The organism is Xanthobacter luteus (genome assembly GCF_040049235.1).
Taxonomy (GTDB): Bacteria; Pseudomonadota; Alphaproteobacteria; order Rhizobiales; family Xanthobacteraceae; genus Xanthobacter.
Genome location: NZ_JBDZDO010000002.1, coordinates 470,567 through 494,802, shown reverse-complemented (window position 1 = coordinate 494,802; position 24,236 = coordinate 470,567). Strand labels below are relative to the sequence as shown.

The window sequence follows — 24,236 nt, the reverse complement described above, 5'->3', positions numbered from 1 at the left end:
GAGCGCTCGCCTCTCGGTCTGGCAAGACTTTGATGCCCGGCGACCAACGCCCCGCGTCGTGCGCCATCGAGGCAATCTTTCGTGATGCGCGCGCGTGACGCGGCTGCCGGCGCCATCCGGCTCACAGCGCCTGGGCGCGGGCGAAGGCGGCGGTGCCGGTGCGGCGCGCCTGAACGATGAAATCCGCCATCATGGCGTCGAGGATCGCCTTGACCTCGGCGGGCGCGCGCTCCGGCGTGCCGGCATCGAAGGGCGGTTCGGGGGCGTATTCGGCCAGCAGCTGCACGCCTTCCGCATAGGTGCGGTCGCGCAGCGCGCCGACCAGCGCCAGGCCGAAATCGATGCCGGCGGTGACGCCGCCGCCGGTGATCCGGTTGCGGTCGCGCACCATGCGCCCCGGGGCGGGCTCGGCGCCGAACACCGGCAGAAGCGGCTTGGTCATCCAGTGCGAGGTCGCCTTGTAGCCCTCAAGCAGCCCCGCCGCCCCGAGCAGCAGCGAGCCGGTGCATACCGAGGTGACGAATTTCGCCCGCGCCCCGCGTGCCTTCAGGAAGCGCAGGGTGGCGTCGTCCTCCATGGCGGCGAGCGTGCCGAGGGTGCCGCCGGGCACGCACAGGATGTCGAGATCGGCCGGACAGTCCTCGAAACTGGCGGACGGCGTGAAGACGAGCCCGGTGTCGCTCGCGACCGGGTCCCTGGTCTTCGCCACCACATGCGTGGTCGCCCCCATGAGGCTGGTGAGCATGTAATGCGGCCCCACCATGTCGAGGGCGGTGAACCGGGGATAGATCAGGAAGGCGATGTTCTCGGCCCCCATCCAGTGGGCCGGCATGGCGGACAGGTCGTGCGCCGCCGCGGCGGCAGGGGCGGCGGCGGGATCGAGGGCGCCGGGCGCCTGCGCCAGAACGGCCCCGGCCGCCAGCGGGCCGAGGAGCGGGCTTGCGAGCCCCGCGAGCGCGAGGTCGCGCCGCGAGAGGAGCGGGGGAATTGGCATTTCGCGCCTCACCGGAAGGTCCAGGCGACCTTGCCGTAGACGCCGCGCGCCTCGCCGGGCGCGACGCGGCCGCCATAATAGTTGTAGGGCACGAAATAGTCCTCGCCGGTCAGGTTCTTGGCCGTCAGCTGGGCTTTGAAGTTCTCGGTCTCGTAGGCGATCTTGGCGTCGATGGTGAAATAGGCCGAGGTCTCGTAGAGGTTGGCGAGGTCCACATAGGCGCCCGAGGCGGCATAGAGGCCGGCGCCGACGCTCCAGCCCTTGGCCACCGCCGGATCGAACTTGTAGTTCACCCAGAGCCGGCCGGAATTCGGCGGCACGATGTTGAGCTGGCTGCCCGCCGGGGCGACGCCGGGAATGTCGTTGACCAGCACCGCGTCCACATAGGCGTAGTTCGCCAGCACCTGCCAATTGGCGTTCGGCTGCCACAGCAGGTCCGCCTCGAAGCCGCGCGAGCGCTGCTCGCCGATCGCCTCGGAGGCGAGGCCGGTGAACACCGGCACGCCGGTGCGGTTGATCTCGAACACCGCCATGGAACCGGTCAGGCCGTAGCCGAGGTCGAACTTGACGCCCGCTTCCGTCTGCTCGGAATGCTCGGGCTTGGGCGGGCCGAGATAGATGGTGAACGGGTTCGCCTTCAGCCCTTGCGAATAGCTGGCATAGAGCGAGACGCCCTCGAGCACGTCCACCACCGCGCCGATGCGCGGCAGCGCCTGCGTGGTGTCGAGGGTTGAGGAGGACTGGAAGGCCGGCGATACGCTCTCGATGCGCATGTTGGCGAGCCTGAGGCCGGCCAGCAGATGCAGCCGGTCCCACGCCGTGGTCTGGAGCTGCACGTAAGCGCCGGCGGTCGCGTAGACGTTCTGCGCGTCGGAGATGACGTTGGCATTGCCCAGGCCCGGCCCCGGCTCGACATAGGGCGGATAGATGGGCGCCAGGAAGTTCACCGGCGGGCGCAGGAACAGGTCGAGCAGGCTGCCATACATGTAGCCGTCGTCGGAGACGCGGCTGTAGTCGGCGCCGAACAGCAGCTTGTTCTTGGTGGGGCCGACAGTGAACTCGGCGAGCGCGTTGGCGACCACCGTCGCCTCCTGCTGCTCCTGGTAGAGCGACACGTTGATCATGTTCCAGTAGGCCGGCGGGAAGCTCGGCGCGTTGCCGGTGAAATCGACCCCCGACAGGCTCGCCCCGACGAAGTTCTGCGCCAGCTCCTTGAACTGGGTGTTGGAGATGCGCGCCTGGATGCTGGTGGACCAGATCTCGTTGATCTGGTGCTCGAAGTTCGCCGTGACGCTCGCCACCCGCGAATAGGAGTCCGGCAGGCTGGCGGGGCCGATGAACATGTTCGGGTTCAGCCGGAACGCGCCGGTGACGGTGCCGGTGGCTGGCAGCCCCTGATAGTCCTGCTGCTCCCAGCTGGTGAAGCGGCCCTGGATGGTCAAGGTGGTGTCGGACTTGTTGGTGAAGGTGATCGTCGGGTTCAGCGAATAGCGGTCGGTATCCAGCACGTCGATGAAGGAGCCGGCCGAGGTGTATTCGCCGGTGAAGCGGAACAGCACGGTGCCGTCCTGGGTGAGCGGCGTGTTCACATCGAAATAGGGCTGCAGATACCGGTAGCTGCCGAAGGTGAAGCCGAGCTCGGCGAAGGCCTTCTCGGTGGGCAGCTTGGAGACCAGGTTGATGACGCCGCCGAGCGGCGCCCCGGTGCCGCCGCCGTACAGGATGGCGTTCGGCCCCTTGAGCACCTCGATGCGCTCGACATTGACGAGCGAATCCCGGTCGCCGCCATTGTAGAAAGTGGTGAGCCCGTCCACCCAGTATTCCGCCGGGAAGCCGCGGATATAGGCCGTGTTGTAGGCCGGGGTCTGGACCGGGTTGGTGCCCTGGGTGGCGCTGACGTTGCGCACCGCCTCGGCGACCGAGAGGTCGTCCTGGGCGTCGATGACCGAGCGCGGAACGACCTGGATCGACTGCGGGATCTGCTCGATCGGGGTGTTGGTGCGGGTGGCGCTCGCCGCGGTCAGCGCACGGTAGCCCTGGACCGGGCCGGCGGTGGTCTGTTCCACCGGCGGGCCCTGGGCGGCGCCCTCGGCGGGGGTGGATTCGGGCTGGACGACGAGGGTCGGAAGCGGGGTCGGCGACTGCGCGGAGGCGGCCTGCGCCATCGCGATCAGCGATGCCGAGGCGGCCCAGACGAGCCGAGGCACGCGGGGCATGGAACTTCTCCTGAAGGCGGAACGGGGTCGGTGACGTGGGGTCCGTTACGCGCTCAAAGGAGGTCCTTGGGACGTGCGGGGGTCGTGCCGGGCGGGGTCGTGCCGAGCCGCGTCCGCGCGCGGCGGCACGCCCGCGCGGGTGCGATGGAAGGCGGGCTCCGCCGCCGCGGCGGCGCGCTCGGGAAGCGGCGGCGTCAGCGCCGCGAGGGCGCAGACGGCGCACACGGCAAGATGCGCCGGGCGGCCCTTCTCGGCGCCGCCGGATGGCGCGCCGTCCGCACTCGCAAGGCACAGCGTTTCGCCGGCGGGGTCCGCGAACGCCATGCGCTCGGCGAGGGCCCCTGCGAACACGAGCTGGAACACGAGCGCATAGGCGAGCGCGACGCCGACCGCGCCCCGCATCCATCCCCAGTGCCGTTGCCGCCCCCGGCTGCCCACGCCCGCCCGCCCTGGTTGGTCTTGTCGATTAACCAAAGACTAACGTGAGATCAGGCCCCTGTCACGCCGTCGCCTGCGGCCTGCGCCCGTGCCTGTCACGCGACGGCGGGCGGGCGGTTGTAGCCGGGCGGCAGGGTGCGCTCGAAGGCGCAGGCCGCGCGCACCACGTCGTCTTCGCAATAGGAGCGGCCGACGATCTGCAGGCCGATGGGCATGCCGGCCGCAGACAGGCCCGCGCACACCGCCCCGGCCGGCTGGCCCGTGAGGTTGAAGGGATAGGTGTAGAACACCCAGGACACGAGGTTGCGGTCCTCCAGCCCCTCGGGAAGGTCGCGCCCGGCGGCGAGCGCGCTCACCGGCAGCACCGGCGAGATCAGCAGATCATAGGTCTCGAAGAACTGCCGCATCTTCTCGCGCAAGGCGTAGCGCTCGAACACGCTGGCATAATAAGAGCGCATTTCCTGCGAGAGCGCCGGCATGAGGATGTCGGCCACCGCGGGGTCCAGCAGGTCCCGCTGGTTCTCCAGCACGCCGCGCAGGCGCGTGCCGACCCCGGCATAGAATTCGGCGGTCCACAGATCGGCGGGATCGGTGTCGAACACCTGGTCCACGAGGTCCACCCGGCAGCCCAGCGCCGCGAACGTTTCGGCCGCCCGGTCGGTGGCCGCCACCACCTCCGCCTCCGGGCGGGCGTAGCCGAAGGTCGGGCTGTAGGCGATGCGCATCCCCGCCACCGCGGCCCGCGCCGCGCCCATCACGTCCGGCACCGGGCCGGCGACGCCGAACGGGTCACGCCGGTCGTGCCCGGCGACGGCGCTGAACAGCAGCGCCGCATCCTCCATGGAGCGGGCGATGGGGCCCACATGGGCGAGCGTCGGCGTCGCCGAGGTGGGCCACACGGGCACCCGGCCGAACTGGCCCTTGAGGCCGGACAATCCGGAGAAGGCGCAGGGAATGCGGATCGAGCCGCCGCCGTCGGTGCCGAGCGCGAACGGCGTGATGCCGGCGGCGACCGAGGCCGCCGCGCCGGCGCTGGAGCCGCCCGGCGTCATGGCGAGGTTCCAGGGATTGCGGGTGATGCCGGTGAGCGGGCTGTCGCCGATGGGCTTGCAGCCGAACTCGCTGGTGGTGGTCTTGCCGATCAGGATCGCGCCCGCCGCCTTCGCCCGCTCCACCGCCGGGGCGTCCACCTCGGCGACGTTGTCGGCCATGGCGCGCGAGCCGGAGGCATAGCGCACCCCCTTCACCGCCATCAGGTCCTTGGCGGAGAAGGGCAAACCGTGCAGCAGGCCGAGCGGCGCGCCGGCCATCACCGCGTCCTCGGCGATGCGGGCGGCGGCCATCGCCTGCTCCTCCAGAATCACGAAGAAGGCGTTGAGGCTGTCCTGCGTCCCGGCCGCCCGGTCGAGCGCGCGGCGCGTCAGCTCCACCGGGGAGACCTCGCGCCGCGCCACGAGGGCGCGCAGGGCGACGGCGCTCATGGTGTCGAACTCGGCGGACATGGCTTTCTCCCGGGAGCGGCGCCGGACGGCCGGCAGAGGCCGTCCGGCGCTCCCACACGTCTCGGTCAGGGCTTGAGACGTATTCGTCAGTTCAGGATGGCGAAGGCGCGCACCGGCGAGCCGGAGCCGCCCTTGAACTTCAGCGGCGCGCCGAAGAACTGGAACTCGCCCTTGCCGATCAGCTCCTCGAGATTCACCAGCCACTCCCAGTGACTCATGCCGAGCTCGCGGCACAAACGGTGCTGGGCGAAGATGTTGTCGGTGGGCTTGTCGGTGGAGGGCCCCTCGACGCCGTGCATCTTCGAGCCGCGCGCGTGCAGCCACTTGGTGGCCTCCACCGTGAGCAGCGGGTTCTTCCACACCGAATCGAGGGTGGGGTAGTTGCGGGCGTGGAAGCCGGTGCACAGCAGCACGATGTGGCCGTCCACCTTCACGCCGGCGGCGGCCTCGGCCTTGTCCATGTCCTCGGCGGTGATGTCGCCGAGGTCCGGGATGTGGCGCAGGTCGAAGCACACCGCCTTGCCCATGAACAGATCGAGCGGCATCTCGTCGATGGGCGCGCCGTCGGGCTTCACGTGGCGGAACGCGTCCACGTGGGTGCCCACATGATCGAGCATGGCGATGAAGTTGGTCTGGAAGGTCATGGCGTCGCCCTCCACACCGAGGCCGAACGCCTTCGAGCTCTCATGGCTCAGATGGGTGGTGATGACCGGCCGCTGGAACAGCTTGTGGGCCGGCATGTTGTCTTCGATGAGAAGGCTCAGATCGATGATTTTGGACATGACGTCTCCTTGACGTTTCTACACTTTTGCTGGGAACGGGTCGGATCAGGCCGCCGGCTTCTTCTTGCCGAGAAACGCCTCCATCACCTCCGGGTCGCGCGCCAGCGCCGCGCTCGGCCCCTGCCGCGCCACCCGGCCGTTGGCGATCACGTAGGCATGGTCGGCGATGGCGAGGGCGTAGGCGGCGAGCTGCTCCACCAGGAGGATGGTGAGCCCGGCCTTGTTGAGGTCGGCGAGCACGCGCATGAGCTGGTCAACGATCTTGGGCGCCAGGCCGAGCGAGAGCTCGTCGATGACGAGCAGCTCCGGCTCGGCCATCAGGCCGCGGGCGATGGCGAGCATCTGCTGCTCGCCGCCGGACATGGAGCCGGCCTGCTGGGCGAGGCGCTCCTTGAGGCGCGGGAACAGCTCCAGCACCTTCTCCAGGGTCTGCTTCGCCCGCGCGCCCTTGAGCCCGCCATGGACATAGGCGCCGAGGGTGAGGTTGTCCTCCACGCTCAGGTCGGGGAAGATCATCCGCCCCTCGGGCACCATGACGAGGCCGCGCGCCACCTTGGCATAGGCCGGCAGGCGGGTGGTGTCGGCGCCGCGGAACAGCACCTGGCCGCCGGACGGGGCGACGAGGCCGGTGGCGCCCTTCATGGTGGACGACTTGCCGGCGCCGTTGTTGCCGATGACCGCCACCAATTCGCCCCGGCGCACGGTGAGCGAGACGTCACGCACCGCCACCGCCGCGCCGTAGCGCAGCTCCATGGACTTGATGTCGAGCAGGATCTCGGCCTCGCCGGCGGCGGGGACGGGGGTGTCAGGGCGGGTCATGGCGTGGCCTCCGCCGCGTCGGCAGGCTCCAGCGCGGTGCCGAAATAGGCCTCGATGACGCGCGGGTCGTCCTGCACCACGGCCGGCGTGTCGGAGGCGATGATCTGCCCGTAATCAAGGACGGTGACGGTGTCGGCCACCGCCATGATCAGCTCCACATGGTGCTCGATCAGCAGCACCGAGACGCCGAGGCCGGCGATGCGGCGGATCATCTCCTCGAGCGCGTCGATCTCCTGGGTGGTGAGGCCGGCGGCGGGCTCGTCGAGCAGCAGCAAACGCGGCCGCGACGCCAGCGCGCGGGCGATCTCGAGCCGCCGCTGCAGGCCGAAGGGCAGGAAGCGCGCCTCCTCGTTGGCATAATCGTGCAGGTCCACGAAGGCGAGCAGGCCGATGGCGGCGCGCCGGCACTCCTCCTCCTGCCGCCGCATCGCCGGGGTGCGCAGGAGCGCGGCGCCGAGGCCGTAAGCGAGGCGCTGCTGGTAGCCGACCATGACGTTCTCGAGCACCGTCAGCTCGCCGAACAGCTCGGTGTTCTGGAACGTGCGGGCGAGGCCGAGGCGGGCGATCTCGTGCGAGCGCTTGCCGGCGAGCTGGACCCCGTCGATCTCGAACGCGCCTTCGCTCGGCCGGTAGAAGCCGGAGATGGTGTTGACGAAGGTGGACTTGCCGGCGCCGTTCGGGCCGATCAAGGCGTGCACCTCGCCCGGCTTGACGCGCAGCGAAGCCTTGTTGAGCGCGGTGAGGCCGCCGAAGCGCACCGTGAGGTCGCGGGCGACGAGCTCGGAGCGCTGCTCGCGCGCGTCGCGCTTCAGCGTCTCCGCCGCCGGGATGCCCTGCTTGGGGTCGACCGCGCGCGGGCCGGGCCGCAGCCGCTTCAGCCCCAAAGCGAGCGAGCCCATGATGCCGCGCGGCATCACGAACATCACGATCAGCAGCAGCGCGCCGTAGGCGAACTTCTGCCAGACCGCGAACTGCTGCAGGTATTCCGGCAGATAGGTGAGGATATAGGCGCCGAGGAGTGGCCCGAAGGTGGAGGCCGCCCCGCCGAGGATCACCATCAGAAGGAAGCGCACGCTGTCCGAGAAGGTGAAGATGTCGGGCGAGATATAGGAATTGAGGAAGGCGTAGAAGGTGCCGGCGAGCCCCGCCGTCACCGCCGCGGCGACGAAGGCGAGGGTGCGCAGGCCGGTCGCGTCCACGCCCAGCGCGCGGGCGGCGATCTCGCTCTGGGAGACCGCCAGCATCGCCCGGCCGTACCGGGAGATCTTCAGATTGTGCGCGGCGAGGGTGGCGAGGAACAGCACCACCGCCAGCAGGCTGTAATAGGCGTAGCCCGACAGGCGCAGGCCGAACAGGTTCGGCGCCGGGATTGAGGTGATGCCGGTGGTGCCGCCGGTCATGGACTGCCACTCGATGGCGACGTTCTCGACGATCAGGCCGAAGGCGATGGTGACCACCGCCAGATAGACGCCGCGCACCCGGACCGTCGGATAGGCCAGCAGCACGCCGAAGAAGCCGGCGACGACCGCCGCCAGCAGCGCCGCCGAGACCATGTCGAAGCCGAGGCGGATGGCGACGATGGCCCCGGCATAGGCGCCGAGCGCGAACAGGCCCGCCTGACCGAGCGAGACGAGGCCGGTCAGGCCCACCAGCACGTTCAGCCCCACGGCGATGATGCCGTAGATGAGGAACAGCATGAACAGGCGCAGCTCGTACTCGTTGCCGGACGCCAGCGGCACGGCGGCGAGGATCGCCGCGAGCGCGAGGAAGCCGAGGGAGGTGAGGTGCCTCATACCTTCATCACCTCGCGCTTGCCGAACAGGCCCTGCGGGAAGGCGAGCAGCGTCAGGATCATCACCGAGAAGCCGACGATCTCCCGCGCGGCGGTGGAGATGTAGCCCTCGACGAACTTCTCCATGACGCCATAAGCGAGCCCGGTGAGCACCACGCCCGGCGCCGAGGTGATGCCGCCGATGATGGCGACCGCGAAGCCCTTCAGGCCCGGCAGCACGCCCATGGTGGACGAGGCCTGGACCACGGGGGCAACGAGCACGCCGGCGGCGGCGCCGAGCAGGCCGGCGAGGGCGAACGAGAAGGCCACCACCGCATTGACATTGATGCCCATGAGGGCGGCGGCGCTGCCATTGTGGGCGACGGCGCGCATGGCGCGGCCGATCAGCGTGTGGCGCTGGAGCGCGCGCAGCCCCACCATGGCGACGAGCGCCACCAGCGGGATCACCAGCTCCTGCGGATAGACGCCGGCGCCGAGGATCTGGATCGACGAGGCGATGCCGGGCGAAGGCAGCGGCAGGGCATAGCCCTGGGTCTGGATGGTGGCGACGCTCTCCACCATGATGCCGATGGCGATGGTGGTGAGCATCCAGCCCACCGAGCCTTGCTGGCCGAGGAACGGGCGCACCGCCACGCGCTCCAGCACCACGCCGAACACGCCGCCGACCAGCACCGCGGCGAGGCAGGCGAGCGCCAGCGGCAGGCCGGCGGCGAGGAAATAGACCGCCAGCAGGCCGCCGATCATCAGCGTGTCGCCATGGGCGAAGTTCACCGCCTTGGCGGACGACCACATGATGTGGAAGCCGAGCGCCACCAAGGCGTAGATGCCGCCGATGGCGAGGCCCGAGAGAATATATTGCACCACCGTGCTCATGGTGGATGGCCCGTCCGATCAGGGGGTGCCCGCAAGGGGCGACAGATGCAGGCGAAGGGTGGTCGAGCGGCGGGGGACGGGCGCGCCGCCCGTCCCCCGCGCGCTCACTTGTCGTAGGGCGAGCCCTTGAAGGGGATCAGCTTGCCGTCGTGCCACACGGTGAGCAGGTAATAGTTGGGCAGCAAGGCGTCCTGGCGCTCGGGGTCCTTCTTGTCGAAGGCCGGCTTGTAGGGCGCGACCAGGCCGTCGCGGCTCACCTGGTAGAGCGCCGCCTGCACCTTCTTCCAGTCGTAGGCGCCGGCGATCTTGATGGCGTCCGCCAGCAGGTAGACCGCATCGTAGGCGTCGGCGATGCCGGAGGCGGCCTTGATGTCCTTCGGGTCCTTGATGCCGGTCTTGGCCTCGATGGCGGCGAGCACCTTCTTGCCGGTCTCGCTCTGCGCGGTCTGGAACGAATAGGTCTGCATCACCCGCACGCCGTTGGCCATCGGCCCGGCGAGCTCGCCGAGATTTCCGGAGATGCCCCAGGCGCCGATGATGGTGGGCTTCCAGCCCGCTTTGTCCATGGAGCGCAGGATCTGGTTGCCCTCGCGGTCGATGGCCCAGAAGATCGCCACGTCCGCCCCCGCGTCGCGGGCGCGGATGACCTGGGGCGTCATGTCCTGGTCGTTCCAGTTGAAGGTCTCGGCGGCCACCAGTTCCTTGCCCTTGGCGGCGAGCGCGGCCTTCACGTCCGGCAGGGCGCCGTTGCCCCAGCCGGTATTCTCGTAGAAGAAGGCGATCTTGCCGCTCTTCGAGACCTTGAGCGCCTCGTCCACCAGGAAGCGGGCCACCCACTTGTCCTTGGCCGAGATGCGGAACATGAAGTTCGGATCGCGCCCGTTCTCGATCGCCTTGGTGTTGGCCGCCCACACGCCCATGTAGGGGATGCCGATCTCGTGGATCGGGTCCACCTGGGCGAGCGCCACGGTGGAGTGGAAGCCGCCGAGCACGGCGATGCACTTGTCGGCGAGCGCGATGCGGCGGGTGTTGTCGACGCCGCGCGGCGGGGCGCCGGCGTCGTCGTACTGGATCAGCTTGAGCTTCTTGCCGAGCACGCCGCCCGCGGCGTTGATCTCGTCGATGGCGATCTCGGCGCCGAGCTTGATCGCCTGGCCCGAGAACGCGGCCGGGCCGGTGACGGCCACGGAATTGCCGATGCAGGGCTCCTGCTGGGCGAGGGCGCCGGTGGCCGACAGGCCGAGCGCCAGCGTTGCAGCCAGGAGCCGGCTGCGCAACATATTCTCTGGAAGCATGTTTTGTTTCTCCTGTCGTCTACAGGATGAGTTGGGTGAGAACACCCGAAATCACGTGCAGGGAAAGCTAGAAGGACGGCGCGACGATCGACAAAGATTAATTTCCAATCAGAGCTATCGGAAACGCCTATGAAACTAGACAATAGGCAATACCAATTGTACGTCGACCGCATTAACATATTGAAAATTATGAAATTTATCCCATTGAATGCCCATAGTTTAGGCATATGACGCCTTATCATGCAGTTTGACAATCGCTCGGGATCCGGCGAACGTTCTTCGCCGGAAGGACGGGTCATGGAAATTCGGCAGCTCAAATACTTCGTTCAGATCGCCGAGAGCGGGAATTTCTCGCGCGCCGCCGAGATCCTCCGGGTGGCCCAGCCCTCCCTCAGCCAGCAGATGAAGAACCTCGAGGAGGAGCTCGGGGTGGACCTGCTGCTGCGCCACGCCCGCGGCGTCACCCCCACCGAGCTCGGCCAGCAGCTCTACGACCACGCCCGCCGCATCCTCCAGGAGGTGGACCGGGCCAAGGACGTGGTGCGCTCCCGCTCGCGCAATCCCTCGGGGAAGGTCTCGGTGGGCCTGCCCACCTCCGCCTGCCGCGGGCTCGGCCTGCCGCTGATCTCGGCGCTGGCCGAGCGCCAGCCCCACATCACGCTGCATGTGGTGGAGGCCATGACCGGCTATCTGGACGACTTCCTCCAGCACGGCCGGCTCGATGTCGCTCTGCTCTACGACCACAAGGCGTTCGAGCACGTGGCCTGGACCGAGATGATGGTGGAGGACCTGATGCTGTTCGTGCCGCCGGGCCACCCGCTGGCGCGGGCGAAGGCGGTGCCGTTCCGCGAGATGTTCGATCTGCCCGTGGTGCTGCCCGGCGCGCCCAACGTCATGCGCACGGTGATCGAGCAGTTCGCCGCGCGCCACGACGTGGTGCCCGCCGCCATGGCGTGCGACAGCCTGCCCACCATCTCGCGCCTGGTGCGCTCGGGCCGCGCGCTCGGCGTGATGCCCCACTTCGCCTTTCTCGACGAGATGGCGCGCGGCGAGATGGTGGCGGTGCCGATCGTCGACCCGACGCCCTCCTGGCGGCTCTCCGTGGTGGTCTCCCAGCGCACCATGAACCCGAGCGGCGCCGAGGCCGTCGCCGAGGTGATGGCCGACGTGATCGCCGCCATGGTGGAGCGCGGCGAATGGCGCGCCAAGCTCACCGGAGAGAAGACCCGCGCCGAGCCCCGCGCCCTCGCCCGCTGAACGCCGCGGCAGCCCCCCGCAGATGGCGGCGTGGCCAGGCCGTCATCCCCCGTGTCCGGACGACCCGCCCACCGCCAGCGCCTCAGCCTCCGCCATGGCGCGGCGCCAGCGCAGGAATTCGTGCACCGCGGGCGACGGCTCGTGGCGCCGGTAGATCATGTAGACGTCCGCCACCAGCTTCGGCGCCACCGGGCGGAACACCACGTCGGCGCTGGTGAAGGCCTCGGTGGAGGCCGGCACCAGCGAGACCCCGAACCCGGCCGCGATCAGGCTCGGGATCGACTGGCTGTCCACCACCTGCTGCGAGACCTTCGGCAGGAACCCCGCCTCGACGCAGCTTTGGCCGAGATAGCGCGCGAACTCGGAAGAATCCGGGTGCAGCATCACGTGCTCGTCCTCGGCGAGGTCGGTCAGCGCCACCTGCCGGCGGCGCGCCAGGCGGTGGCGCTTCGGCAGGATCACCGAGATGCCCTCGTGCCAGGCGAGCGTGCTCTCCAGCTCCTCCTGCTGGGCGCGCGAGCGGTTGAAGCTGATGTCGGTGCGGTGCTCCAGCACGCCCTGCACCTGGAGCGCGGGCGCCTGCTCGTAGATCACCGTGCGCACCTGCGGGGCGTGGCGGCGATAGGCGGCGAGCCAGCCGGCGAGGCCGCCGCGCAGGATCGTGCCGGTGGCGCCGATCTCGATCTTGCCCGAGCGCCCGGCGCCGATCGCCCGCACCTGCTGGCGCGCCCGCTCGGCCTGATCGACGAGGGCGCGCGCCTGGACCCTCAGCGCCAACCCCGCGGCGGTCAGCTCCACGCGCCGGCTGGTGCGGGTGAAGAGCCTGGTGTCGAGCTCCGCCTCGAGCTGCGCGATCTGCTGGGACAGCGGCGGCTGGGAGATGTGGAGCCGTTCCGCCGCCCGGGTGAAGGACAGCTCCTCGGCCACGGCCAGGAAATAGCGCAGCTGCCGCAGATCCATACCAATTTCATATCAATCTAGTCTAACGATATATTGGACGTATTCGTCCGCCCGGGCAACTCTCCTGCCAACGGTCGGGGCGCTGGCACCGCGCTTGCTTGGCTTCCGTGACCGCCCTCCAGACCCGGACCATCAAAAAAGGACGACCTTCCATGTGCAAATTCAACATCTTGCGCCTCGGCGCCCTGACCGCCGCGACGCTCGCCGCCGCCCTCCTCGCCCCCCTCGCGCCGGCCGCGGCGGATGCTTTGGCGGAGATCGAGAAGGGGAAGGTGATCAAGATCGCGGTGCCGCAGGATTTCGCCCCCTTCGGCTCGGCCGGGCTCGACCTGAAGCCCCAGGGCTACGACATCGACATCGCCAACTACATCGGCAAGTCCTTGGGCGTTAAGGTGGAAATCGTTCCGGTGACGAGCGCCAACCGGATCCCCTATTTGCAGACCCGCAAGGTCGACCTCGTGATATCGAGCCTCGGCAAGAATGCCGAGCGCGAGAAGGTCATCGACTTCTCGGCCCCCTACGCGCCCTTCTTCTCGGGAGTCTACGGTCTTTCCGGCGCATCCATCGCCAATGCCGACGCGCTCGCCAGCAAGACCGTCGGCGCGACCCGCGGCTCGATCGAGGAGCAAGAGCTGACCAAGCTCGCCCCCGCGTCCGCCACCATCAAGCGCTACGAGGACAACAACGCCACCATCTCCGCCTTCATCTCCGGCCAGGTGGACCTGATCGCCACCGGCAACACGGTGGCGGCGGTGATCGCCGAGAAGAGCCCGGCCAGGAAGCCCGAGCTCAAGTTCATCATCAAGGACAGCCCCTGCTATGTGGGCCTCAACAAAGAGGAGCCGGCGCTGCTCGCCAAGGTCAACGCGATCATCGCCAAGGCCAAGGCGGACGGCGTGCTGGAGCAGCTCTCCCAGAAGTGGCTGAAGCAGCCGCTGCCGGCGACCTTCTGACCCCGCCCCATCCGCCACAGCGCCGGCGCCACAGCAGCGCCCCGGGGGGCAGGCCATGCTCTACCAGCTCAGTTTCGGCGATCTCCTGCCCTACTGGCAGGTGCTCGCCAAGGGTCTCCTCTTCACCGTGGTGCTCACCCTCGTCTCCACCGTCGCCGGCATCTTCGTCGGCACGGCAGGGGCCTGGGCGCGGACCTTCGGGCCGAAATGGGCCGGAACCTCAATCAGCGTTTATGTGGAGCTGATCCGCAACACGCCGTTCATCGTCCAGCTGTTCTTCATCTTCTTCGGGCTGCCGGCGATCGGCGTGAAGATGGGCGAAGCCGAGGCCGCCTTCCTCGCCATGACCATCAATCTCGGCGCCTATTCCACCGAGATCATCCGCGCCGGCATCCAGGCGGTGCCGTACGGACACTTGGAGGCCGGCGCCTCGCTCGCCATGAGCCGCTGGGAGATCTTCCGCCACATCGTGCTGAAGCAGGCCTTCATGAAGGTCTACCCGGCGCTCTCCTCGCAGATCGTCATCGTCATGCTGGGCTCGGCGGTGGTGTCGCAGATCTCGGCGGAGGACCTCACCTATGCCGCCAATTACATCCAGTCGCGCAACTTCCGCGCCTTCGAGGTCTATCTGGTGGTGACGGGGATCTACCTCCTGCTCGCCATCGCGTTGCGCGCTTTGCTCAAGGGCATCGGGCGCGCCGTCTTCCCGAGGGGGTGAGCGATGATCGAATTCAGCTTTGCCATCATCCTGGAGAACCTGCTCCTCGCCACCCGCTGGACCGTGGCGCTCTCGCTCATCGCCTTCGTGCTGGGCGGCGTGGTGGGCCTCGCCATCCTGTTCGCCCGGGTCTCGCACAACCGGGCGCTGCGCCTGGCGACCATGGCCTATATCGAGCTGTTCCAGGGCACGCCGCTGCTCATGCAGCTGTTCCTGTTCTTCTTCGGCGTCGCCCTGCTCGGGGTCGAGGTGAGCCCCTGGGTCGCCGCCTCGCTGGCGCTGACCTTCTGGACCTCGGCCTTCCTCGCCGAGATCTGGCGCGGCTGCGTGGAGGCGATCCCCAAGGGCCAGTGGGAGGCGTCCGAGAGCCTCGCGCTCACCTATGTGGAGCAGATGCGCTACGTGATCCTGCCCCAGGCGCTGCGCATCGCCATCGGCCCCACGGTCGGCTTCTCGGTGCAGGTCATCAAGGGCACGGCGCTCGCCTCGATCATCGGCTTCGTGGAGCTGACCAAGGCGGGGACCATGCTCAACAACGCCACCTTCCGCCCGTTCCTCGTCTATTCGCTGGTGGCGCTGATCTACTTCGCGCTCTGCTTTCCCTTGTCCTGGTATTCCAAACGCCTGGAGGGCCGCCTCAATGTCGCTCGTTAGCATCAAGGACGTGCGCAAGAGCTATGGCGCCAACGAAGTCCTGAAAGGCGTCTCGCTCGACATCAAGCGCGGCGACGTGGTGGCCATCATCGGCCGCTCGGGCTCCGGCAAGTCGACGCTCCTGCGCTGCATCAACGGCCTGGAGACCTTCCAGTCCGGCGCAATCACGGTGGACGGCATGGCGGTGGGCGACGGCAAGACCGACCTGCGCACCCTGCGCCGCCACGTGGGCATGGTGTTCCAGCAGTTCAACCTGTTTCCCCACCTCACGGCGGGCGAGAACGTCATGCTCGCGCCCACCGTGGTGGCGAAGGAGCAGAAGGGCGAGGCGCGCGCGGTCGCCGCGGCGCTGCTGGAGAAGGTCGGCCTCGCCGGCAAGTTCGACGCCTATCCAAGCCAGCTCTCCGGCGGCCAGCAGCAGCGCGTCGCCATCGCCCGCTCGCTCGCCATGCGGCCCACCGTGCTCTTGTGCGACGAGATCACCTCGGCGCTGGACCCGGAGCTGGTGAACGAGGTGCTCAAGGTGGTGGAGCAGCTCGCCAGCGAAGGCATGACGCTGATCCTCGTCACCCACGAGATGCGCTTCGCCCGCGACGTCGGCACCAAGCTCGTCTTCATGCACCACGGTTTGGTGCACGAGGAGGGCGACCCGAAGGCGCTGTTCGCCAATCCGGGAACGCCCGAGCTCGCCCAGTTCGTGGGCGGCATCCACTGACGCCGAGGCAACCAATGACACGGGAAGAGGACGCGACCATGGAGCGCGCGCAGCCGGCCGTCCCGGCCAAGGTGGCGGCGGCGATGGCGGCGCGCATCGTCCGCCGGATCGACGAACTGGCGCAGGTGTCGGAGACGGAGGGCGCGCTCACCCGTGTCGCCTTCTCGCCCGAGCACGCCTGTGCCGCACGCCTGCTCGTCGCCTGGATGGAGGAGGCGGGCATGGCCGCCCGCATGGACGAGATCGGCAACGTGATCGGCCGCTACGAGGGCGTCGAAGAGGGTCTGCCGGCCCTCATGGTGGGCTCGCACTACGACACGGTGCGCGATGCCGGCAAATGGGACGGCCCGCTCGGCGTCGTCACCGCCATCGAGTGCGTCGCCACCATCGCCGCGCGCGGCGCGCGCCTGCCCTATGCGCTGGAGGTGGTCGCCTTCGCCGACGAGGAGGGCGCGCGCTTCTCCTCCACTCTGCTCGGCAGCCGGGCGGTGGCCGGCACCTTCGACGAGGGGGCGCTGGAGGCGAAGGACAAGGACGGCGTGACGGCGCGCGCCGCCATGGAGGCGTTCGGCCTCGACCCGCGCCGCATCCGCCGCGCCGCGCGCCGGCGCGCCGACGTGCTCGCCTATCTGGAGCTGCACATCGAGCAGGGGCCGGTGCTCGAGGCGGAGGATCTCGCCGTGGGCGTGGTCACCGCCATCAGCGGCGCGAGCCGCTTCCTGGTGGAGCTGAACGGCATGGCGGGCCATGCCGGCACGGTGCCCATGGGCCTGCGGCGCGACGCGCTCGCCGGCGCCGCCGAATGCGTGCTGGCGGTGGAGGCGCTGTGCCGCGCCGGCGTCGGCGTCGTGGGCACGGTGGGCCAGATCACCGCCGAGCCGGGCGCCGCCAACGTCATCCCCGGCCGCGCGCGCTTTTCCATCGACATCCGCGCGGCGGACGACGCCCAGCGCCGCGAGACCGTCTCCGACGTGGTGGACGCCATCGACGAGATCGCCGCCCGGCGCAAGCTGAAGGCCCGCATCACCAAGACCCACGAGAACGGAACGGCCGCGTGCGCCCCCTGGCTGCGCGCCCAGCTCGGCGCGGCCATCGCCGCCACCGGCGGGCGCGTGCTGGAACTGCCGAGCGGGGCGGGTCACGACGGCATGGCCATGATCGACCTCGCCGACATCGCCATGCTGTTCGTGCGCTGCAAGGGCGGGGTGAGCCACCATCCGAGCGAGCACGTGGCGGAAAAAGACGTGGCGGCGGGCGCCCGGGTGCTGCTTTATGCCTTGGAGAACTTCGCCGCCCCGGCCGCCGGCAAGGCGCCCGCCCGCAAAGCGAAGGCGGAGCCGAAGCCCGCCGGCCGCCGGGCCAACAGCCATCCGAGGAAGTCATGAGCGCCGCCGTCCCCTCCTCGGCCCCAGCGAGCGCGCGGAAGGACATCCTCGCTTTCATCGATGCCACGCGCGCGGCGCAGGTCGCCTTCCTCGCCGCGCTGGTGAAGGTGCCCTCGGACAACCCGCCCGGCGACTGCGCGCCCCATGCGGCGCGGGCGGCCGAACTGCTGGAGGCGCTCGGCTTCGCCGTGGAGCGCCACGCGGTGCCGCCGGCGCGGGTGCGCGCGGGCGGCATGGTGAGCGTCACCAATCTCGTGGTGCGCGAGCGCTTCGGGCCGGGCCCGGTGGTGGCGCTCAACGCCCATGGCGACGTGGTGCCGCCCGGCCTCGGCTGGAGCGTCGATCCCTATGGCGCCGAGGTGCGCGACGGGGTGATGTACGGGCGCGGGGTCGCGGTCTCCAAATCCGACTTCGCCACCTATGCCTATGCGCTCCTGGCGCTGAAGGCGGCGGCGCAGGCGGGCGCGCGCTTTGCCGGCACGGTGGAGCTGCACTTCACCTATGACGAGGAGATCGGCGGCCTGCTGGGGCCCGGCTGGCTGCTGGAAGAGGGCATCACCAAGCCGGACTTCGTGATCTCCGCCGGCTTCTCCTACGACATCGTCACCGCCCACAATGGCTGCCTGCATCTTCAGGCGGAGATTCTCGGCCGCTCGGCCCATGCCGCCATGCCCGAGACCGGCGCCGACGCGCTGGAGGCGGCGACCGCCGTGCTGGCGGCGATCTACCACCTGCGGCGCCGCCTCAAGGAGCGGCCCTCGGCGGTCCCCGGCATCGGCGCGCCCGGCCTGACCGTGGGGCTGATCTCCGGCGGCATCAACACCAACGTGGTGCCGGACAAGGTGAGCCTGCGCGTCGACCGGCGCATCACGCCGGAGGAGGATGCGGGCGCCGCCGAGGCCGAATTGTGCGAGACCATCACCGACGCGGTGGCGGGCCTGGACGGCATCTCCTGCCGCCTCACGCGCATCCTCATCGCCACGCCCTTCGTGCCGATGCCGGGACAGGACAAGCTCGTCGCTGCGATCCAGCGCGCGGCGCAAGGCATCCTGCCGGACAAGGTGGGCACCAAGGGCGTGCCGATCTATACCGACGCGCGGCTCTATTCGGCGGCGGGCATCCCCACGGTGCTCTACGGCGCCGGCCCGCGCACCCTGACCGAGGCCAACGGCCACCGCGCCGACGAGAATCTCAAGCTCGACGACCTCCACAAGGCGACCCGCATCGTCGCCCTCGCTCTGGCGGACCTGCTCGCGCCGCGCTGAACGCGGCGGCATGAGATTTCTTCGGGTTTCAACGGGCCGGCGATTTGCTCTAGCTTCCCCGGCGGCGGCGCATGCTCCACCTTCGCGGGGGCGGGCGGATCGCGCTCCAAGCGCCGCGTGGCAGGGGGACGGCTGATGGGTGCGTTGCTTTCGCGCCGCGCGTTCGTTGCGGGACTGGCGGCGGGCGTTTCGGGTGCCGGCGCGGCGCGGGCGGCGACGCCCGCGGACTTCTCGCGCGTCCAGCGGGTGGCGATCCACCCCGCCGTGGCGATCGCCCGCGTCGGCAACAGCCAGGACGCGTTCTTCTTCGGCCCCGAGACGCCCGGCGGCCTGCCGCGCGGCCCGTTCAAGGACGCCGCCGGCGCCATGGCGAAGCAGGCGGCGCGGCTGCGCTTGTTCGGCTACGACGCCCAGGGCCGGGTGGTGGGCGAGATCACCGCCAAGGAGGCGGACATCTCCTGGAGCGTGGCGGTCGCCAACACCAAGGCGCTCTGGTACGGCGTCGACGTCGCCTTCGATCTGCCCGGCGCGCCGGCCGCCAGCCGGCGCAATCCCGGCGTCGCCGACCGCGCCGCCCTCGCCATCGTCGCCACCCCGCGCACCCTCACCGGGGCGGGCGCGCGCCCGCGCCCGCTCGACGGCGGCACCTTCAAGGGCAAGCCCGTCGCGCTCGGCGAGGTGATGACCGACCCGGAGGGCCGGCTCGTCTTCCTGCCCGGCGCGGGCACCGCTTATGCCAGCGACGGCGCCCCGCCTATGAGCGGCTATGCCGACAATGACGGCTGGGCCGACGACACCTGCGACGGGCCGGTGGATGCGGTGGTGAAGATCGGCGGCCGGGTGTTCCAGGCCGACCCCGCCTGGGTGGTGGCGGTGGGCCCCAATTACGCGCCCGCGGTGGCGAGCGGCCTGGTCTCGCTCTACGACACGGTGGACTCGACGCTGGTGGACGCCGGCATGCGGCGCGCCCCGCCGACCGAGTTCGAGCGCCACGTATGGCCGGTGTTCGAGCGCCTGGCGGACCTGCAATGGGTCAATCAGGGCTTCTTCGAGAAATACGGCTTCGGCACCGCGCGCGACTTCGGCAGCGTCGCCTGGCGCGCGCGGCTCGCCGACGGCTCGGCCGGCAATGCGGCGCTCCGGGCGGAGATGTTCGCGCTGTTCCGCGACCCCGCTTTCACCCGCGTCGAGCCCGGCCTCGAGCCGGTGCTCTACGGCGACAAGCCGTCCATGCCGCCCGACGCGGTGGAGCCGCGCCAGTGGCTGGCGCTGACGCCGCTGCAATACCGGCATCTCAAGGCCTGGGCCGAGGGCCGCTTCACCCGCGCCCCGGAGCGGCCGCGCAACCGCCTGGAGGATCACGGGCTCGCCGACCAGCCGGCGGCGCTCGACCGGGCGGCGATGGAGGCGAGCCTCGGCGGCCCGTTCCATCCCGGCATCGAATTCCCCTGGATCGCCCGCGTCGCCTGGATCTGGACCCAGGACATGCGGCTGAAGTCCGCCGCCCGCACGCCCGATCTCACCGATTACGGCGCCGTGCTCACCGCCCCCAAGGCGCTCGCCAAGGCCGGCCCGCTCGCCCGCCTCGGGCCGGGCGGCATCACCCAGTGGATGGGCCTGCCCTGGCACGCCGACTGGTCGAGCTGCCGCGCCGGCTACGAGAGCGCGGTCTCGCCCGTTCTGCCCGCCTTCTGGCCGGCGCGGGTGCCCACCACGATCCTCGCCGAGGAGGACTACAAGGTGGTGATGGACACCGCCCGCGCGATCGAGGAGCGGCGCTCCGCCTTCGCCCGCCGGCGCGACTGGGAGCGCTTCATCAGCGCGCCGACCCGCCCGCCGGTGCTCGCCGCCATGGCGCAGGACTGGTTCCGCCTCGGCCTGATCCAGGAGCGTCCCGGGCCGGCGGAAGGCCCCTTCCCCGCCCGCATGAAGGTGGAGACGCTGGTGGGCTTCGCCCATGAGCCGGAGGTCGCCTACGGCGCCAACACGCTCTACCCGCAGATCGGCACCTTCCCGCTGGTGGCGGCCAATTCCGACGACAACAGCCTGCGCCTCGTGGCCGCCGACGGCGAGGTGACGCCGATGCGCCTCTCCGCGCCGCTGGAGCGCCCCGAGGGCATGACGCGCAACCTCGACGGCAACCTCTATGTCTGCTGCATGGACGCCGGCCTGGTGCGCCGGGTGACGCCGCAGGGCGAGGTGACGCCGTTCGCCCAGGGCTTCAGCAAGCCGGTGGGCATCGCCGGCGACCGCCTGGGCAACCTCTATGTGGCGAACTTCGCGGAGAAGGGCTTCGTCAGCGTCATCACGCCGGACGGGAAAAGCCGCGTGCTGGTGCCGCCGGAGGCCGGGCTCGCCTTCCCCATCGGCATCGTCGTCACGCCGGACGGCGCGCTGCTGGTGAGCTGGGGCGGCGCCTCGGTGGCGCGCATCGAGATCGCCACCGGCAAGGTGATCGACCTGCACTGGCTCACCGATTTCCACAATCCGCGCCAGATGGCCTACGACAGCTCCTACCGCCTCTATGTGGCGGACCAGATGAACAATGCGGTGCGCCGCTTCGACCCCATGGGCGTGCCGATCCCGCTGATCCTGCGCGGGGCGACGCTCACCAAGCCGTTCGGGCTGGTGTTCGACGTCAAGGGCGACCTCTACGCCTCGCAGACCGCCGGCACGCTCATCAAGCGGGTGCAGCTGAGCGGCGAGGTGGGGATGGTGTCGGACTTCGCCGACGGCCTGCCCAATCCCGGCGGCGTCGTCTTCATCGGATGAGCGCCTGCGACCTCCTGGTCGCGGGCGCCGGACCGGCCGGCGCCGCCGCCGCCGTCACCGCGGCCCGGCGCGGGCTCGACGTGATCCTCGTCCATGACCCGCGGCCCGGCTTGGTCTGGGCGGGCGAGAGCCTGCCGCCGGGCATGGCCGACCTCGCGGCGGCGGTGTTTGCTCCCGCCGTGATCGAGGGCCACCTGCCCGCTTATGGCACCCGCGCCGCCTGGGGCGGGGAGGCGCTGGTGGCAACCGACTTCCTCGCCAATCCGCAGGGCGGCGGCCTGCTGCTCGACCGCGCGCGGTTCGACGCGGCGGCGCGGACGGCGGCGGTGGCGGCCGGCGCCCGCCTGGTCGAGGGCCGCGCCGGGGCGATCTCCGGCGCCGCCGGCGCATGGCGGCTTGCGCTCGCGGACGGGCGGGCGATTGCCGCGCGCTTCGTCATCGACGCCGCCGGCCGGGCGGCGCCGGTGGCGCGCCAGCTCGGCGCCGGGCGCGCCGCCCGCGACCGGCAGGTGGCCGTGGTCGCCGCCTTCGCCGATGCGGGCGACCCGTTCCAGGGCACCAGCGTCGAGGCGGTGGAGGACGGCTGGTGGTACACGACGCCCCTGCCCGGCCGGCGGCGCGTGCTCGCCTTTTTGACCGATGCCGACCTCTGGCAGGCGCGCGCCGGGAACTGGACCGCGCGCCTTGCGCAGACCCGCCACATGGCGCGCTGCGCCGGCCCCGCGGCGGCGGCCGCGCGGCCGCGCGCCTGCCCCGCCGAGACCGCGAGCGCGCGCACGCTGCACGGGCCGGGATGGCTCGCCGCGGGGGACGCGGCCATGACCTTCGATCCCCTGTCCTCGCAGGGCATCGCCGCGGCGGTGCTGATGGGATCGCGGGCCGGCGCCGCGGCGGCCGGCGCGCTGGGCGCGGGCACCGCGCCGGCGCTCGCCGAATGGGTGGAGGACTACCGGACGCTGGAGGCGGAGACCGCAGATCTGCGCACCTTTTATGCGCGCCTCGAACGGCGCTGGCCCGACGCCCCCTTCTGGGCGCGGCGCGCCGCTCAGCGCATGGAATAGCGCAGGCCGAGGCGCACCTGGTGGGCGGAGAGGCCGTCCACCTCGAGCGGGATGCTGCCGGCCGGCATGGGCGCGCCGACCGATCCCAGATTCACGTAGCGGTAGCCGAGGTCCATGCTGAGCACGGAGGAGAAAGCGTAGCTCACGCCCGCCGAAACGGAATAGGCGAAGCCCCAGTCGTTGCCATGGGCGTAGCCGGCCGGCGCGTCGAGCGAGACGACGCCGTAGCCGATGCCGCCGCCGAGATAGGGCGTGAAGCCGGCGAAGGTGCCGACATCCCAATAGAGGCTCGCGAGCCCGACCGTGGCGCCGGCGCCCACGTCGCCGGCGACGGTGGCGGTGCTGCCCAGGGAGAAATAGTCGATCGTGCCCTCGACGCGGAACGGCCCCGAGAACGAGTAGCCGAAGCCGCCGCCGAACGACCAGCCGGCGCCGTAGTCCGGGCTCGGATTGAGCGGCGCCGCCGCCGACGTCACCGCGCCCGAGCGCGGCGCCACATAGCCCACGTCGCCGCGCAGATACCAGCCGCTCTCCGGCCCTTCGTGCACCTCCGGCGAGGCGAGCGAGAAGTCGCCCGCTTTGCCGAGGCGCGGCGCCGGGTCCGCGGCGGACGCGCCGGCGGCGGACGCCGCGAGCACCATCGCGCTGAGGGGCAGAACCTTAACCCACATCACGGAACGACCCACGTTTCTCATGTCACGGCCGGCAGGGTGCCACGGGATGCTTAAGCAGCGATTAACCCTGACAAGAGGTTAAGGGGCGAAGGCCCAAGGCGGGTCCAAGGCAAGCGCGCGGCCGCCGGGCTGCCGCTCCGGCAGGTCGGGCGGTCCCATCCTCGCCATGAAAGGGCCCTATGGGCGGGCCGATGGAACAGCCTGATTCGGGAGCGGCCCTGATGCAGCGTGCCTTCCTCGCAGCCCTGATGCTGGTGCTGGCGGCGCCCGCCGGCGCCGCCACCCGCCGCGACGACATGATGCTCCATGTGGATCTCGCGACCCGCATCGAGCAGCGGTGCAACGCGCGCGCCATGGGCGTCGTGGGACGCGAGCAGGAGGGCATGCGGCCGGAGGAAGTGGTGGCCTATGCCTTCGCCGAGCCCAAGCTCGGCACGGGGAGCATCTCCGCCCCCGGCGCGGCGATCCGCAGCCGCGGCCACTGGTACCACCTCGCCTATCGGTGCCGCACCAGCGCCGACGGCATGGAGGTGGAGGATTTCAGCTACCAGCTCGGCGCCGAGGTGCCGCGCCCGCAATGGGACGAGCACAGCCTGGTGGAGTGAGGGCGGCGCCTGGGCGCAGACGCTCTCCTCACCGGGGAGGGGAAGGCGCACCCTGGGGCACGCGCCGCCGTCGGGCGCGCGGGGGTGCGGCGCCTGTCGGCCCGCCTTACTCCTCCGGCTCGGTGGTGAACATCAGCGGGTAGCCCTTGGCGCGGGCAAGATCCGTGGCGCGGGTGGCCTTGGTCTCGGCCACGTCGCGGGCGAACACCGCCACCACGCAGACGCCCTTCTTGTGGGCGGTGATCATCACCCGGTGCGCCTGGTCGGCGGTCATGCGGAACTCCGCCTTCAGCACCGTCACCACGAACTCGCGCGGGGTGAAATCGTCGTTGAGCAGGATCACCTTGTAGAGGCGCGGGCGCTCCACCATGGTGCGCGTCTCGACGCGCGGCCTGGTGGGCGCGGGGATATCGGTCTTGCCCATTCCGGTGGTACGCAGCTCACGTTTGCCGCGGTCAAGATTGCCGAAGTCTAGCTTGCCCATGGGCAACCCCTGACGATCGCGC

At 70.3% G+C, this 24,236-nt stretch carries 22 protein-coding genes; 10 read left to right on the top strand and 12 right to left on the bottom strand.

From position 1 onward, the window contains the following. Positions 1-121: 121 nt before the first annotated feature. The 9 genes from ABLE88_RS10820 to ABLE88_RS10780 form a co-directional block, all read right to left on the bottom strand. Positions 122-994, bottom strand: a complete 873-nt coding sequence (locus tag ABLE88_RS10820) for a DJ-1/PfpI family protein (RefSeq protein ID WP_510182885.1) — start codon at positions 992-994, stop codon at positions 122-124. 8 nt (positions 995-1,002) lie between these two features. Beyond that, a complete protein-coding gene (locus ABLE88_RS10815) occupies positions 1,003-3,210 on the bottom strand; it encodes a TonB-dependent siderophore receptor (RefSeq protein WP_348831589.1) in 2,208 nt (735 codons plus the stop codon). Positions 3,211-3,255: 45 nt separating this feature from the next. Continuing rightward, positions 3,256-3,612 (bottom strand): hypothetical protein, encoded by a 357-nt coding sequence (locus tag ABLE88_RS10810; protein ID WP_348831588.1) that lies wholly within the window; start codon positions 3,610-3,612, stop codon positions 3,256-3,258. A 131-nt stretch (positions 3,613-3,743) separates the two neighbouring features. Next, complete coding sequence (locus ABLE88_RS10805) at positions 3,744-5,150, bottom strand: amidase family protein (RefSeq protein WP_348831587.1); 1,407 nt, start codon at positions 5,148-5,150, stop codon at positions 3,744-3,746. A gap of 86 nt (positions 5,151-5,236) precedes the next feature. Continuing rightward, a complete protein-coding gene (locus ABLE88_RS10800; RefSeq protein ID WP_348831586.1) occupies positions 5,237-5,932 on the bottom strand; it encodes a cyclase family protein in 696 nt (231 codons plus the stop codon). A 45-nt stretch (positions 5,933-5,977) separates the two neighbouring features. Beyond that, positions 5,978-6,685, bottom strand: coding sequence for an ABC transporter ATP-binding protein (locus ABLE88_RS10795; protein ID WP_510182888.1), 708 nt, complete (start codon positions 6,683-6,685; stop codon positions 5,978-5,980). Between the two features lie 62 nt (positions 6,686-6,747). Continuing rightward, positions 6,748-8,544, bottom strand: coding sequence for a branched-chain amino acid ABC transporter ATP-binding protein/permease (locus tag ABLE88_RS10790; protein WP_348831582.1), 1,797 nt, complete (start codon positions 8,542-8,544; stop codon positions 6,748-6,750). Beyond that, positions 8,541-9,416, bottom strand: coding sequence for a branched-chain amino acid ABC transporter permease (locus ABLE88_RS10785; RefSeq protein ID WP_348831581.1), 876 nt, complete (start codon positions 9,414-9,416; stop codon positions 8,541-8,543). The genes ABLE88_RS10790 and ABLE88_RS10785 overlap by 4 nt, the downstream gene beginning before the upstream one ends. Before the next feature lie 104 nt (positions 9,417-9,520). Further along, positions 9,521-10,711, bottom strand: coding sequence for an ABC transporter substrate-binding protein (locus ABLE88_RS10780; RefSeq protein ID WP_510182884.1), 1,191 nt, complete (start codon positions 10,709-10,711; stop codon positions 9,521-9,523). A gap of 297 nt (positions 10,712-11,008) precedes the next feature. Here ABLE88_RS10780 and ABLE88_RS10775 point away from each other — a divergent pair, with 297 nt between their 5' ends. Beyond that, on the top strand, positions 11,009-11,968 hold the full coding sequence (locus tag ABLE88_RS10775) for a LysR family transcriptional regulator (RefSeq protein ID WP_348831579.1): 960 nt from the start codon (positions 11,009-11,011) through the stop codon (positions 11,966-11,968). 42 nt (positions 11,969-12,010) lie between these two features. On the opposite strand, the gene ABLE88_RS10770 is transcribed toward ABLE88_RS10775, so the two are convergent. Next, positions 12,011-12,928 carry a LysR substrate-binding domain-containing protein gene (locus tag ABLE88_RS10770; protein WP_348831578.1) on the bottom strand — a complete coding sequence of 306 codons (918 nt, stop codon included), beginning with the start codon at positions 12,926-12,928 and terminating at the stop codon, positions 12,011-12,013. Between the two features lie 152 nt (positions 12,929-13,080). Here ABLE88_RS10770 and ABLE88_RS10765 point away from each other — a divergent pair, with 152 nt between their 5' ends. The 8 genes from ABLE88_RS10765 to ABLE88_RS10730 all read left to right on the top strand — a co-directional run bounded on the left by ABLE88_RS10765 (position 13,081) and on the right by ABLE88_RS10730 (position 22,451). Beyond that, a complete protein-coding gene (locus ABLE88_RS10765) occupies positions 13,081-13,881 on the top strand; it encodes a transporter substrate-binding domain-containing protein (RefSeq protein ID WP_348831577.1) in 801 nt (266 codons plus the stop codon). A 55-nt stretch (positions 13,882-13,936) separates the two neighbouring features. Then, on the top strand, positions 13,937-14,599 hold the full coding sequence (locus ABLE88_RS10760) for an amino acid ABC transporter permease (RefSeq protein ID WP_348831576.1): 663 nt from the start codon (positions 13,937-13,939) through the stop codon (positions 14,597-14,599). A gap of 3 nt (positions 14,600-14,602) precedes the next feature. Next, on the top strand, positions 14,603-15,253 hold the full coding sequence (locus tag ABLE88_RS10755; RefSeq protein ID WP_348831575.1) for an amino acid ABC transporter permease: 651 nt from the start codon (positions 14,603-14,605) through the stop codon (positions 15,251-15,253). After that, positions 15,240-15,968, top strand: a complete 729-nt coding sequence (locus ABLE88_RS10750; RefSeq protein WP_348831574.1) for an amino acid ABC transporter ATP-binding protein — start codon at positions 15,240-15,242, stop codon at positions 15,966-15,968. Before ABLE88_RS10755 ends, ABLE88_RS10750 begins: the two co-directional genes overlap by 14 nt. 14 nt (positions 15,969-15,982) lie before the next feature. Continuing rightward, positions 15,983-17,353, top strand: coding sequence for an allantoate amidohydrolase (locus tag ABLE88_RS10745; RefSeq protein WP_510182883.1), 1,371 nt, complete (start codon positions 15,983-15,985; stop codon positions 17,351-17,353). Then, complete coding sequence (locus ABLE88_RS10740) at positions 17,350-18,618, top strand: M20/M25/M40 family metallo-hydrolase (protein WP_348831573.1); 1,269 nt, start codon at positions 17,350-17,352, stop codon at positions 18,616-18,618. Before ABLE88_RS10745 ends, ABLE88_RS10740 begins: the two co-directional genes overlap by 4 nt. A 135-nt stretch (positions 18,619-18,753) precedes the next feature. Then, positions 18,754-21,390, top strand: coding sequence for a LodA/GoxA family CTQ-dependent oxidase (locus ABLE88_RS10735; RefSeq protein ID WP_348831572.1), 2,637 nt, complete (start codon positions 18,754-18,756; stop codon positions 21,388-21,390). After that, positions 21,387-22,451, top strand: a complete 1,065-nt coding sequence (locus ABLE88_RS10730) for a tryptophan 7-halogenase (protein ID WP_348831570.1) — start codon at positions 21,387-21,389, stop codon at positions 22,449-22,451. Before ABLE88_RS10735 ends, ABLE88_RS10730 begins: the two co-directional genes overlap by 4 nt. On the opposite strand, the gene ABLE88_RS10725 is transcribed toward ABLE88_RS10730, so the two are convergent. Then, complete coding sequence (locus ABLE88_RS10725) at positions 22,436-23,122, bottom strand: outer membrane protein (RefSeq protein ID WP_348831569.1); 687 nt, start codon at positions 23,120-23,122, stop codon at positions 22,436-22,438. The genes ABLE88_RS10730 and ABLE88_RS10725 overlap by 16 nt on opposite strands. Before the next feature lie 224 nt (positions 23,123-23,346). Here ABLE88_RS10725 and ABLE88_RS10720 point away from each other — a divergent pair, with 224 nt between their 5' ends. Then, complete coding sequence (locus ABLE88_RS10720; protein ID WP_348831568.1) at positions 23,347-23,730, top strand: DUF930 domain-containing protein; 384 nt, start codon at positions 23,347-23,349, stop codon at positions 23,728-23,730. A gap of 106 nt (positions 23,731-23,836) precedes the next feature. Here ABLE88_RS10720 and clpS read toward each other — a convergent pair whose 3' ends face one another. Beyond that, positions 23,837-24,154, bottom strand: a complete 318-nt coding sequence (gene clpS, locus ABLE88_RS10715) for an ATP-dependent Clp protease adapter ClpS (protein ID WP_348831657.1) — start codon at positions 24,152-24,154, stop codon at positions 23,837-23,839. Between the last annotated feature and the right edge of the window lie 82 nt (positions 24,155-24,236).